9 protein-coding genes and 1 pseudogene are annotated in these 12703 nt (G+C 71.2%); 4 read left to right on the forward strand and 6 right to left on the reverse strand.

The genetic code is table 11. The features are described 5' to 3' along the window. Nucleotides 1-61: 61 nt before the first annotated feature. From Actkin_RS32540 to Actkin_RS02800, 6 genes and pseudogenes are all read right to left on the reverse strand, one after another. Nucleotides 62-337 carry a proprotein convertase P-domain-containing protein gene (locus tag Actkin_RS32540; RefSeq protein WP_309569140.1) on the reverse strand — a complete coding sequence of 92 codons (276 nt, stop codon included), beginning with the start codon at nucleotides 335-337 and terminating at the stop codon, nucleotides 62-64. Between the two features lie 105 nt (nucleotides 338-442). Beyond that, nucleotides 443-1240, reverse strand: a pseudogene (locus Actkin_RS02780) (S1 family peptidase); the annotation flags it as partial. A 125-nt stretch (nucleotides 1241-1365) separates the two neighbouring features. Beyond that, nucleotides 1366-3027, reverse strand: coding sequence for a M14 family metallopeptidase (locus Actkin_RS02785; protein WP_229786473.1), 1662 nt, complete (start codon nucleotides 3025-3027; stop codon nucleotides 1366-1368). A gap of 703 nt (nucleotides 3028-3730) precedes the next feature. Continuing rightward, on the reverse strand, nucleotides 3731-4246 hold the full coding sequence (locus tag Actkin_RS02790; RefSeq protein WP_189208563.1) for a hypothetical protein: 516 nt from the start codon (nucleotides 4244-4246) through the stop codon (nucleotides 3731-3733). 128 nt (nucleotides 4247-4374) lie between these two features. Beyond that, a complete protein-coding gene (locus Actkin_RS02795) occupies nucleotides 4375-4641 on the reverse strand; it encodes a hypothetical protein (RefSeq protein WP_189208562.1) in 267 nt (88 codons plus the stop codon). Nucleotides 4642-4763: 122 nt separating this feature from the next. After that, entirely contained in the window at nucleotides 4764-7646 is a 2883-nt protein-coding gene (locus tag Actkin_RS02800; RefSeq protein WP_258905750.1) for an ATP-binding protein, read from the reverse strand. Nucleotides 7647-7903: 257 nt separating this feature from the next. Here Actkin_RS02800 and Actkin_RS02805 point away from each other — a divergent pair, with 257 nt between their 5' ends. The 4 genes from Actkin_RS02805 (at nucleotide 7904) to Actkin_RS02820 (ending at nucleotide 12679) form a co-directional block, all read left to right on the forward strand. Next, nucleotides 7904-9490, forward strand: coding sequence for a S8 family peptidase (locus Actkin_RS02805; RefSeq protein ID WP_258905752.1), 1587 nt, complete (start codon nucleotides 7904-7906; stop codon nucleotides 9488-9490). A 114-nt stretch (nucleotides 9491-9604) separates the two neighbouring features. Continuing rightward, complete coding sequence (locus Actkin_RS02810) at nucleotides 9605-11176, forward strand: S8 family serine peptidase (protein WP_189208559.1); 1572 nt, start codon at nucleotides 9605-9607, stop codon at nucleotides 11174-11176. A gap of 153 nt (nucleotides 11177-11329) precedes the next feature. Next, nucleotides 11330-11845, forward strand: coding sequence for a YbaB/EbfC family nucleoid-associated protein (locus Actkin_RS02815; RefSeq protein ID WP_189208558.1), 516 nt, complete (start codon nucleotides 11330-11332; stop codon nucleotides 11843-11845). A 21-nt stretch (nucleotides 11846-11866) separates the two neighbouring features. Next, nucleotides 11867-12679: a WXG100 family type VII secretion target gene (locus Actkin_RS02820; RefSeq protein WP_189208557.1), complete on the forward strand. Its 813-nt coding sequence runs from the start codon at nucleotides 11867-11869 to the stop codon at nucleotides 12677-12679. Nucleotides 12680-12703 lie beyond the last annotated feature (24 nt).

Raw genomic sequence — 12703 nt, forward strand, 5'->3', positions numbered from 1 at the left:
CCAAAAAAGCGGCCCCGACCAGGTGGAACTCACCTGATCGGGGCCGAAGGGGCACAGCGGGTCAGAACACGAGCTTCCAGGCGTCGATGTAGCCGGTGTCGGCCCGGTAGACGTCCCGGACCTGCAGCTTCCAGGTGCCGTTGGCCGCCTCGGACGACGCGTTCACCGTGTAGGTGGCGATCACGTTGTCGGCGGAGTCGGAGCCGCTGGAGTTCTTCAGCCGGTAGGCGGTGCCGTCGGGGGCGATCAGGTCGATCACCAGGTCACCGCGGTAGGTGTGCTTGATGTCCACGCTGACCTGCAGGTCCGACGGCGCGTTGCCGGACAGGCCGGACACCGCGATGTCGCTGGTGATGGCCGAGCCCGCGTCCGGGATGGTGACGTTGTTGGTGTTCTCGAAGGTGTCACCCGGCGGGTCCGGGTCCGGGTCGGGGTTGCCGCCGAGGTCGGCAGCGGCCGCCCTGATCGCCGTGGCCAGCGCGCTGACCTCGGCGTACACGCCCGGGTAGCCCGGGCGGGCGCAGCCGCGGCCGTAGGAGACGATGCCGACCTGGATCCACCGGCCCGCGCTGTCCCTGCGGAACATCGGTCCGCCGGAGTCGCCCTGGCAGGTGTCCACGCCGCCCTGGTCGTAGCCCGCGCAGATCTCGACCGCGGTCTTCATCGACGGGTAGGACTGGCGGCACTCGGCGTCGGAGACGAACGGCACCTCGGCCTTGAGCAGGTAGCGCTGCTGCGCCCCGCCCTCGGTGGCCGCGCCCCATCCGGCGATGGTGAACGTGCCGCTGTTGTACTCGCTGGTGGTGGCGATCGGCAGCAGGGCAGCGCCGGTGATCGGCTGCGACAGCCGGATCAGCGCCCAGTCACCGCCCGCGGACGTGCTGTAGCCGGGGTTGCGGTAGACGTAGTTCGACGTGCGCCGGACCGCGCTGCTGCTCTGCAGGTCGACGACGCCGTAGGTCGCGGTGATGCTGGTGTTCGGCCCGGTGCTGTTGACGCAGTGCGCCGCGGTGAGCACCAGCGACTCGGTGTACATCGCGCCGCCGCAGCCCATGGACAGCCGCACCATCCACGGGAACTCGCCCTGGGCGGCGCGGGTGCCGCCGACGACCTGGACGCCCACGTCGCCGGGGTCCGACGACGGCGGCGCCGCGGCCGCCGTGCCGACGGCGGCGGCCATCGTGACCACCGCGCCCGCCGCGGCCAGCGCGGTTCTGATGAACCACTTGCCCTCTGTCATGGTTCGTTTCCTTTCACCGGCCACATCGCAGGGTGATGGCCGGAAAACAGGGGGGAGATGCCCCGGGCGCGCCGGTGTCGGCCGCGGCCCGGGGCATCGAGGTTTCGCTGTTGCGGGTAGGGCCGCTAGAACACGAGCTTCCAGGAGTTGATGTATCCGGTGTCAGCTCGGTAGACGTCCCGGACCTGCAGCTTCCAGGTGCCGTTGGCGACCTCGGACGACGCGTTCACCGTGTAGGTGGCGATCACGTTGTCCGCCGAGTCGCTGGAGCTGGAGTTCTTGAGCCGGTACGCGGTGCCGTCCGGGGCGATCAGGTCGACGACCAGGTCACCGCGGTAGGTGTGCCGGATGTCCACGCTGACCTGCAGGTCCGACGGCGCGTTGCCGGACAGACCGGACACCGCGATGTTGCTGGTGACCGCCGAGCCCGCGTCCGGGATCTGGACGTCGTTGGTGTTCTCGAACTCGTCGCCGCCCGGGGGCTCCTGGTTGTCGTCGCAGGTCAGGCCGATCGACCGCTTCGGGCAGTCGGCGTAGGCGATCAGGTCGAGCACGGCCTCCTTGTTGCGCGAGGTCTCCCGCGCGATGACCGAGTCGTCCGGGTAGAAGCCGCTCAGGCCGCCGCCGGAGGCCGGGTACATCTCGAAGGTGTAGCCGTAGATGCGCTGGCTGCCCCACAGCCAGTCGTCGATCGACCCGTCGGTGATGTACAGGTCGGAGGACTGCTGGGGCGTGTAGCCGTTGGACTGCGCCATCTCCCGGCCGATGGTCGAGAAGACCCGCTGGTCCTCGGTGGTCAGACCGGGGGCCGTGTCGTTGTAGGTGTAGCCGTAGGGCCAGAGCACCAGCTCGCTGTAGGTGTGGAAGTCGATCCCCACGGTGATCTGCTGCTTGCCGCCGATGTTGCGGCTGCGGACGAAGTCGGCCATCGCCTTGACCTCGGGGGTCGACTCGCCGCGGGTGCCGCGGTAGGTCTCCGAGCTCGGGGTCGACGACGAGCCGCCGCAGCAGCCCCACTGGTAGTCCCAGTTGCGGTTCATGTCCGTGCCGACGGTCCCGTTGCTGTTGGGCTGCCGGTTCTTGCGCCAGCCCTGGAAGCTGCCCGTCGAGATGTCGAACTCGCCGCCGTCGGGGTTGACGTTCGGCAGGATCCAGATCTCGCGGGTGTCCACCAGGTTCCTGATCCGCGAGTCGGTCGCGTAGTTGTCGGTGAACTGGTTCATCAGGTAGAGGGCCATCTCCACCGTCAGGATCTCGCGCGCGTGCTGGTGGTGCGTGAACAGGACCTCGGGCTCGTTCTCGTCGGTGCCCGGGTTGTCCGAGATCTTGAGCGCGAACAGGTCGCGGTTCTGGTACGACTTGCCGATCACCCGCTTGGTGATCAGGTTCGGGTGGTCGGCGACCGCCCGGTCGATGGCCGCGGTCATCTCGGCGTAGTTGTGGTAGTCCGAGTGCGACGACGGGAAGTCCATCGGGTTGACCTCGCCCTGCGCGGTCACCGCGGGCGCCTCGGCCTCGACGGTGAACCCGAGGGCCCGGATCCTGGCGACCTCGGCGTCGGTGGCCGTGATCAGGGTCCGGCTGTCCTCGACCCCGTTGATCGCCGCGCCGGTCTTGCTGATGGCGGTGCGCTGCTGGGCGTTCTTCACGCCGAGGACGTGGTACTCGGCCGAGGCCCGAGGGGCGGCCGCGGCGGTGTCGCCACCTGCCGCAGTCTGGTTGGTGGTCGCGATCAGGGCGACGGCCGCCGCCGCGCCGACCAATACGGACAGGCGTTTGCGTTTCACGCTGCCTCCTGCAGGGTGCGCCCGGACGGCGCTGGAGGTTCGGTTGTGCCGGACCCGCTGTCGAACCCGCAGGGGCGCCCTCACGACAGCGTGCACCGGCTCTGGCAGGTCGAATAGTGACGTGCGCATCCGATGCCCACAAGGCTGCGGTCGTAGGGCTTTGTTCCCGTTCGTTCCCATCTCCCGGCGGCGTCGCGCGCCTTCCGCGCAGGTCTGATCGATCAAGTCATGGGCGCGCCAATAAATAGGTAGCCCTACCTAGTGGTTCCGCGATTGTTCTTCCCCCACGCGCCGGGGGATCGTCGTCCCTGCGAAGCAAACCGCCTGAGAACCACACCCTGCCTGGCGGTTTCGTCGGATGGTTCGGAGGAGAGGCGACCGAAACGCCCTGGCCTCTCCTCCGCCCGACGGCTTGGCGAGGAACACCACATCACCCATACGGACCACCACGCGCGGGCCCTCCCTCACCGGCCCGCCCCATCGGATCGCGGAAACCCCGCGACGCGGCCGATTCGGCACCGGCCGCGTCGTCCGAGCCGAGCCGCTTGCGACGCAGGGGGCGGCTCGGCTGGTGCGATCCCTGTCGACGGGGGTGTGCCCGGCCAGCGGCGGCCCGGGCACACCCCCGTCGTGCTGACACGACCTCGGGGGCGCTGGTCTGCCAGCGCCCCCGAGTCCGGTCAGGTCAGGTCAGGTCAGGCGATCAGTCGTCGCACGGGTCGTCGTCATCGTCGTCGCAGTAGTCGTGGTCGTGGTCGTCATCGTCGTCGTGGTGATCGTGGTCGTCGTCATCGTCGTCGTCGCACGGGTCATCGCTGTGGCAGTTGCTCTGCTCGTCGTGGCTGTCGACGGACGACAGGACGGTGTTCGACCACGCCCCGTCCGGGCCCGCGGCGTTGGAGGTGCTGAAGTAGACGGCTTCGCCGCCGCCGTCCCAGCCCTCGTGGTCGTCGCGGCCGTAGTCGTCGTCGTCATCGCCAGCGGCCGCGATCGTGGTCGAGGAGTACGCGCCGTCGTGCCCTGTCGACGCGTAGTACTCGAAGAAGTGCGTATTGCCGTCATCGTCCACGCCAGCGTGCACGAGGTAGTGCTCAGTCCCCTCAGGACCGGCGTACGCGACATGCTCGGTGAAGTCGTCGGCCATGGCCGCGCCCGCCAGTCCCACGGTCAACGGCACGGCCAGCAGGCCGCCGAGGACCATTCGGGTAATGCTGCGCATATTCGATCTCCTGGTCTGAATCGGCGAATTTGCGCCGCCTCCGGTGAAGGCGGCGACTCCAGACTTGCCTGCCGGCATGCGCAGCGAAACCCCTGTCCCCCGAAGGGGCACTTTGGTGTCCGGCGTGTTTACCCGAGCATCGAGCGGACAGCCCCCAGAATGGTGGGCTCTGTGTTGGAGCTCGTGGAGTCCATGTCCACGCCCTGCAATCCCGCGATCAGGTGGTCCTTCGCGTAGTGCGAGCTGTCGGGGCGGGCCCCGCTGGACACAGAGGACACCTGCAACCCGTCGTCGGTGGTCAGCGACAGGTCGGTGTCGCGGAACTCCTCGGCGGATGCGGTGCCCGCTGCCAGCGGGACGGCGGCAAGCGCGAGGGCCCAGGCGATCGCTCTCATAACCACTCCTCGGCGTCAATGATGTGACCCGAGTATTCGACCACACCCGATTTCGGTCCTCCATCGGGTGATTGTTTATGACGGTCCGCGATCACGCGGGCGGTATTCCTCGCTCCATCGGGTTATGCGAGGTCCTCCACCTGCAATTGCGTGCGTGATCCGACGCCGAGCTTGCGCAGCACCCGCGCGGCGTGCTGTTCGACCGTCCTCGGGGACAGGAACAGCACCTCGGCGATCTCCCGGTTGGTGTGCCCGCCCGCCAGCAGCCGGGCCACCTCCAGCTCCCGGGGCGAGAGCTCGTTGCCGTAGCCGCGCCTGCCCCGCCGCGACGGCTTCCCGCCGCCGACCCCGCGCAGGTGGTGGCGGCAGCGGGCGGCGTCGCGGGTCGCGCCGAGCGCGTCGTAGGCGTCCACTTGGGCCGACAGCAGCGCGGTCGCGGCGTCGGCGTCCGTCGACAGCAGACAGAGCGCCTCGCGCTCGGCCATGCCCGCGGCCAGGTACGGGGCGGGCAGCGCGGCGTACCGGGTGCCCGCGTCGCGGTAGTGGCGCACCGCGTCGGCAGACTCGCCCGCGTGCTCGGCCAGCCTGCCCCGGCACGCGGCCAGCGCGGCCTCGGCCAGCGGCGCGTCCCGGCCGACCAGGCCGTCGGCCAGCTCGGCGACGAGCGCCTCGGCGTCGGCGACCCGGCCGACGGCCAGGTACGCGCCGACCGCGATGGGCGCGATCTCCCCGCCCCACGCCCACACGCCCTTGGTGCGCAGGATCGCCATCCCCCGGTCGGCGTCGGCGCACGCCCGCTCGGCGTCGTCCTGGGACAGGTGGTTCCACGCCAGCCCGGCGCAGCCCGCGATCGCGACCTGCGAGATCGCCTCCTCGGGGGCGAACGCGCCGGTCTCGGTGAACCAGCTGGTCGCCTCGGCCCACTCGCCCCTGGCCACCGCGAGCGAGCCCAGCACCAGGGCCAGCTCGCTGGCGACCGGGAACAGGTCGCGGTACTCCTCCAGCAGCCGGTGCGTCCGCTCGGCCAGCCCGGTCCACTTGCCGGTGAACCAGTCCAACCTGGACTGCGTGGCCCGCGCGGTGCTGACCACCCAGGTGGCGCCGCAGTCGGCGGCCAGGCGCAGCCCGGAGCGCAGCAGCTCGCTGGCCAGCCGCAGGTGGCCGGTGGCGTTGGCGCCGTCGGCGAGGTTGCACCACGCCCTGGCCAGCTGGCGCTGCTCGCCGACGGTCTCGACCACCTCGGGGAGCTGGCGCAGCCGGGAGAGCACCGTCGGGTCGCCCACGTGCAGCTTCGAGCCCAGCTCGTTGGCCAGCAGGGACAGCCGCAGCTCGCTGTCGGCGCACTCGTCGCGGTAGCGGTCGGCCCTGGCCAGCCACGGCTCCAGCTCGGCGAGCGGGGCCAGGCCGACGTAGGGCATCGCCAGCACCGCCACGCCCTTGGCGGCGAGGTCGGGGCGCTCGGTCAGGTCGCCGATGGCCCGCTCGATCTCGCTGCGCGCCTCGCCGAGCCTGCCCGCGCCGCGCAGCAGCAGCAGCCCCCGGTACAGCCGCACCTCGCCCCGGACCGAAGTGGACAGCCGGGAGTCGCCGAGCAGCCGCTCCAGCAGCTCGGTCGGGTCGCGCTGGTCGAGTCCGGTGTGCGCGATCTGGCCGAGCTTGATCGCCAGCCGGTCGACGTGCTCGGCGGGCAGCGTCGGCTCGCGCAGCAGCCGCTGGAGCATGGAGGTCGCGGTGGCGGCGTCGCCGACCTCGGCGGCCCGGTCGGCGGCGGCCTCGCCGTAGTGCAGCCACGCGGCGATCCGCCCGGCCCGCGCGCTGTGCTCGGCGAGCTGCACCAGCGGGCGCGGCTCGACCTGGTCCAGCGCGTCGATCGCGCGGTTGTGCAGGTGGGTGCGGTCCGGGCCGCCGAGGGTGTCGTAGACGGCCTGGCGGGCCAGCGAGTGCCGGAAGCCGTAGCGGCCGCCGTCCACCTCGTACAGCACGTGGCCCGCCAGCGCGTGGTTCAGCGCGGCGCGCAGCCGGGGCTCGGGCACCCCGGACACCTCGCCGAGCAGCTCGGCGGGCGCGGCGGCGCCCAGCACGGCGGCGGCCTGGGCCAGCCGGGTCGCCGCCGTCGGCAGCGCGGCCAGCCGCTCGGCCATCGCGTCGCGCAGCAGGACCGGCACCTCGACGGAGTCCAGCAGCCTGCGCGCGGTCGCGCCGTCGGCGTGGACCGCGCCTGCCGGGTTGCGCAGCGCGCGCAGGGTCTCCTCGATCACGAACGGGATGCCCGCGGTCCGCTCGTGCAGCTTGGCGGCGAACTCCGCGGACACCGAGTCCTCGCCGAGGATCGCCTCGGCCAGCCTGCGCACGTCCTCGACCTTGAGCGGCACGACCTCGAGCAGCACGCTGACCACGCCCGTCGGCGGGCGGTACGCGGTGCCCAGCGGCAGCCCGCCCGGCACGTCCTCGCGCCGGTAGGTGACGATCGCGGCCAGGGTGGACGGCGGCTCGCTCATCAGGAACCGCAGCAGCTGGCGGGTGCCGTCGTCGGCCCACTGCAGGTCTTCGACGACCAGCAGCACCGGGCCCAGGGCGCCCAGCACCTCGCGCACGCCGCGGAAGAGGCGGTGCCGCTCGGCCCTGGGGTCGCCGATCGGCGGGGGCGGCGGCGGGAGGAACTCGGCGATCTCCGGCAGCAGCGGGGCGAGCGCGCCCGCGACCGGCGACAGCGGCGGCCGGGCGGCCAGCCTGCCCCGCGCGCCGCGCAGCGCCTCCAGCACCGCACCGTAGGGGAAGGGCTCGCCGACCTGCGCGCACGCGCCGACCAGCGGCACCGCGGGGCCGAGGTCGCCCGCGAGCAGCTCGGCGATGAGCCTGCTCTTGCCGACGCCCGCCTCGCCCTCGATCAGCACGACCGCCGGGTGCAGCGCGGCCACCGACCGCAGCGAGGCGAACTGCTCGTCGCGGCCGACGAGCACCGGCGAGCTGGTGCGGATCAGAGGATCGATCGCTTTGCGCGTCATCCGTCACCCCCGGGGAGTCGTGCCGGTCTCGCAGCCTAGGCCGCTCGGGCCTCGGCGGAAACTCCGCGAAGCGGACAGGCCGGAAAGTTGATCTTAGGTGAAAGAGCCGTAGCCCTACGTACCGATACCCGGATTGTTCACGCCTTCGCCCCGCCCGATCGTGATTCCCGAGTGGCTGTCAGTGACCCAACCCTGCCCGACAGCCGCCCCTCCGGGTGGTGTTCCCCGCCCGGTGGAGTGGAATGGAGAAGCCCAATATGCGACATGATCGCAAGACCCGCCGGGTCGTGGTGGCGAGTGTGGCGGCGGGCGCCTGCGCCCTGGCCGCCGTGGTCGCCGCGAGCCCCGCGACGGCCCAGGAGGCGACCGGCGCGATCCGCGCGGCCGAGAACCCGGTCGAGGGTAGCTACATCGTCGTGTTCAAGGACCGCAACGCGAACGCGCCCACGGTGAACAACAAGGCGTTCGACCTGGCCAAGCAGTACGGCGGCCAGGTCAAGAGCACCTACACCGCGTCCATCCGCGGCTTCGCTGTGCGGATGGACGAGGCCGCGGCCAAGCGACTGGCGGCCAACCCTGCGGTCGCGTATGTCGAGCAAGACGGCTACATGAGCATCAGCGACACCCAGCAGAACCCGACCTGGGGCATCGACCGCGTCGACCAGCGCGACCTGCCGCTGAGCAACAGCTACACCTACGGGAACGACGCGTCGTCGGTCAACGCCTACATCATCGACACCGGCGTGGACGAGAGCCACCCCGACTTCGAGGGCCGCGTCACGCACGGCCGCGACTTCATCGACAACGACAGCGACTCCTCTGACTGCCAGGGCCACGGCACGCACGTGGCGGGCACCGTCGGGTCCAAGACGTACGGTGTGGCCAAGAAGGTCAAGCTCGTCGCGGTCCGGGTGCTCGGCTGCGACGGCCGGGGCCAGTGGTCGCAGATCATCGGCGGCATCGACTGGGTGGCCAACAACCACCGCAAGCCCGCCGTGGCGAACATGAGCATCGGCGGCAGCGCGGCGTCCTCGGTCAACGACGCGGTCAACCGCCTGATCAGCGCGGGCGTCACCTCGGTCGTGGCCGCGGGCAACGACAACGCCGACGCCTGCAACTACAGCCCGGCCAGCACGCCGAACGCGATCACCGTGGCGGCCACCACCCGCACCGACAGCCGCGCCCGGCCGTCGGACTGGAACAACGTCAACGGCAGCAACTACGGCCGCTGCGTGGACATCTTCGCCCCCGGCACGGCGGTCGTCTCCACCACGATGAACGGCTCCACCGGCTCCAGCAGCGGCACCTCGATGGCCAGCCCGCACGTGGCGGGCGCGGCGGCGCTGTACCTGCACGCCAACCCGAACGCGACCAACCAGCAGGTCCGCGACGCCCTGGTGAACAACGCCACCCCGAACAAGGTCACCAACCTCGGGACGGGCTCGCCGAACCTGCTGCTCTACACCGGCTTCATCGGCGACGGCGGCGACGGCGAGTGCTCCGGCGGCACCAACGGCACCGACGTGGCCATCCCGGACAGCAACACCGCGGTGGGCTCGACGATCACCGTCTCCGGCTGCACCGGCAACGGCTCGACCAACGCGCAGGTCAAGGTCACCATCCGCCACAGCTACATCGGCGACCTGGTCATCGACCTGGTCGGCCCGTCGGGCACGTCCTACAACCTGAAGAAGGCGGGCGGCGGCAAGGGCACCGGCGTCTACGACCAGACCTTCACCGTCGACCTGTCCGGCGAGGCGGCGAACGGCGCGTGGAAGCTGCAGGTCACCGACGTGTGGCGCTACGACTCCGGCACGCTCGACACCTGGTCGATCACGCCGTGACGAACCCCGGTCCGCCCGCGCGGTGCGATCGCGCGGGCGGACCGGACCCCCGCTAGTCGAAACCCTGTCGGCCGTTCCCCGGGGCGGCTGTCGACCTTCGCGGAAGGACAAGTCATGCAAGGAAAGTCCCGCTCGTTCGGGCGGGTGGCACTGGCCGCCCTTGGCGCGGCGTCGGTGACGGCCGCGTTGATCGCCACCGCAGGCACCGCGTCCGCGGAGGCGGCCTTCGTGCCCGCATCCAAGCCCTGGCCAGGCGGCGGCTTCATCGTCTCGCTCAAGGCGGGTGAGGCGACCGCGTCGGCTGCCTCCGTCAAGTCCACGTCGGCGTCCCTGGCCGCCGAGTACGGCGGCAGGCTGGACACGGTGTTCACCGCGTCCATGAGCGGCTTCCTCACCTGGGACATGACCGCGACCGAGGCCCGTCGGCTGGCCGCGGACCCGACGGTGAAGAAGGTCTACCAGGTCGGCACCGCCCGCGCGTACGACGTGCAGGAGAACGCGGTGTGGGGCATCGACCGCATCGACCAGGTCGACCTGCCGCTGGACCGCAAGTACCACTACAACGGCACCGCGTCGAACGTGACGGTCTACGTGACCGACACCGGCATCAAGACCGGGCTCGCCGACTTCGAGGGCCGGGCCAGCGTCGGCGCCGACTTCGTGACCGAGGACGGCCAGGACTGCAACGGCCACGGCACGCACGTCGCGGGCACCATCGGCTCCAAGACCTACGGCGTGGCCAAGAAGGCCAAGCTGGTCTCGGTCAAGATGCTGGGTGTCAACTGCGGCGCGACCGCGCCGGACTCGGCGGGCGTCGAGGCCATCGAGTGGGTCACCGCGAACGCGGTCAAGCCCGCCGTGGTCAACGCGTCCTGGGGCTTCGACACCGCCGACATCGGCGACGACGCGCTCGCGGGCCTCAACCGCGCGGGCATCCCGTTCGTCGCGGCCGCGGGCAACAACAACAGCGGGTCTTGCAGCTTCGGCCCGGGCAACGAGCCGTCGACGATCAACGTGGGCGGCACCAACAGCAGCGACGGCAAGTACTCGCTGTCCAACTACGGCAGCTGCGTCGACATCCTGGCCCCGGCCGACGGTGTCATCTCGCTGAGCCTGGGCGGCGGGTCCACCGGGATGTCCGGCACCTCGATGGCCTCCCCGCACGTTGCCGGTGTCGCGGCGCTCTACCTGTCGACGAACACCTCGGCGACCCCGCAGCAGGTCAACGACACGCTGCGCGCGAACGCGATCAAGGACACCATCAACAGCCCCGGAGCCGGGTCGCCGAACCTGCTGGTCAACACCATGTTCCTGGGCGACGGCAACCCGCCGCCGCCGTGCGAGGGCGGCACCAAGGGCGACGACGTCGCGATCCCGGACACCAACACCGCGGTCACCTCCGACCTGGTGTTCAGCAACTGCACGGGCAACGCGTCGGCGTCCACCTCGGTGAAGGTCGACATCAACCACACCTACACCGCCGACCTCAAGGTCGAGCTGGTCGGCCCGTCCGGCCGCGCGTTCCTGCTGCACGCCCCGGCGGGCATCGGCTCGGCGGCGGGCATCCACCAGACCTTCACGGTCGACGCCTCCGGCGAGGCCAAGAACGGCACGTGGAGGCTGCGGGTGACCGACATCTACCGGCACGACACCGGGGTGATCGACACCTGGACGCTCACCTTCTGACCTGAGCGTGGATTCGGCGCGGCCCCGGGGAACCCCCGGGGCCGCGCTCGCGTCCGAGTGTCCGCTGCGGCGAGGTCGCCCGTTCGGCGTACGCTCGCCTGCGGCGTATGACACCCTGTGCACGCCGCAGGTGCTATCGACTAGGGGGAGCCGGTGAAGACGCCCGAGGAGTGGATGCGCGAGTTCGAGGGCCGCATCGCCGACGCCAAGGCCAAGGCCGCCGCGATCCAGCAGGGGCTGGCCAACGCGGGCGGCAGCGCGTCGTCCCCGGACGGCGCGGTCACCGTGAGCGTGGCGCCCACCGGCGCGCTGACCGACCTGCGGCTCACGCCCGCGGCGATGGGGAAGTCGCCTGCGGCGCTGTCCGCCGAGATCATGGCGACCGCGCGCAAGGCGCAGCGCAGCGCGGCCAACCAGGTCGCCGAGACGTTCGCGGCCGCGGCGGGCGCCGGGTCCGAGACCTACCGGATGATCACCGAGTACCTCCCGCCGGAGGAGGAGCCCGCGCCCGAGCCCGCGCGGCCCGAGCAGGCGCGGTTCGTCCCGCAGCCGCTGGTCGACGAGACGCCGCCACCGCCGCCGCCACCGGCGCGCCCGCGTCGTCCCGCCCCGCCGCCGACGGACGACGACGACGGCGACTTCAGCGACGAATCGATCTACCGGAAGTAAGAGCGGAGTGGGGGCAGGGCTGTGACCGAGTGGTACGAGGGCGCGGGCGCGGTCGAGAGCGTCGCCGGGTTCGTCGACACGCTGACCGGTGAGGCCGAGGGCGAGGGCGTCGACGTCATCGACGTGGCGCTCGGCGGCGCGGGCATGGTCGTCGACCTGGTGTCGTCCGCGGCGAACCCGTTGGCGGCGGTGTTCTCCGCCGGGGTCGGCTGGCTGCTGGAGCACATCTCGTTCATCCGCGAGCCGCTGGACGCGCTGCTGGGCAACCCGGACGAGATCAACGCCAACACCGACCAGCTCAAGACCGCCGCCCTGGAGATGAAGATGATCGCCCAGGAGCACCGGGAGGACATCAGCGCGACGGGCGGCTCCTGGGAGGGCGAGTCCGGTGAGGCGTTCCGGGCCAACATGGAGCAGATGGCCGCGGAGTACGAGGCCCTCGGCAAGACCATGGACGGCACGGCCGCGATCTACGCCCTGTCCGGCGCGCTGGTGTGCGAGCTGCGCGGCATGGTGTTCGACTGGATCTCCGACCTCATCGGCGAGCTGATCGCGGGCGCGCTGATCGCCGCCGCGTCGGCCGTCCCGACCGCGGGCGCGTCGATCGCGACCTACGCGGGGTACGCGGGCACCCGGGCGGCGATGCTGGCGACCAAGATGGCCAACCGGCTGAGCAAGCTGCTGATGGCCATGCAGCGCATGGGCATGCGGATCGCCAAGCTCACCGAGAAGATGTCCGGCCTGATCAAGGGCCTGGAGCGGTTCTCCGAGTACGGCGACTACGCCAAGACGGCCTACGACGCGGTCAAGCCGTACGAGATGCCGCAGGCCTGATGGCGGGCAGTCGCCCGGCGCCAC

It is taken from the genome of Actinokineospora sp. UTMC 2448 (assembly GCF_024760565.1).
Classification (GTDB): Bacteria; Actinomycetota; Actinomycetes; order Mycobacteriales; family Pseudonocardiaceae; genus Actinokineospora; species Actinokineospora fastidiosa.

Bases quoted from the DNA above. Each gene is read 5' to 3' on its own strand.
- Actkin_RS02805 (WP_258905752.1), top strand. From the start codon at position 7,904: ATGCGACATGATCGCAAGACCCGCCGGGTCGTGGTGGCGAGTGTGGCG.
- Actkin_RS02790 (WP_189208563.1), bottom strand. From the start codon at position 4,246: ATGCGCAGCATTACCCGAATGGTCCTCGGCGGCCTGCTGGCCGTGCCG.
- Actkin_RS02800 (WP_258905750.1), bottom strand. From the start codon at position 7,646: ATGACGCGCAAAGCGATCGATCCTCTGATCCGCACCAGCTCGCCGGTG.
- Actkin_RS02810 (WP_189208559.1), top strand. From the start codon at position 9,605: ATGCAAGGAAAGTCCCGCTCGTTCGGGCGGGTGGCACTGGCCGCCCTT.
- Actkin_RS02795 (WP_189208562.1), bottom strand. From the start codon at position 4,641: ATGAGAGCGATCGCCTGGGCCCTCGCGCTTGCCGCCGTCCCGCTGGCA.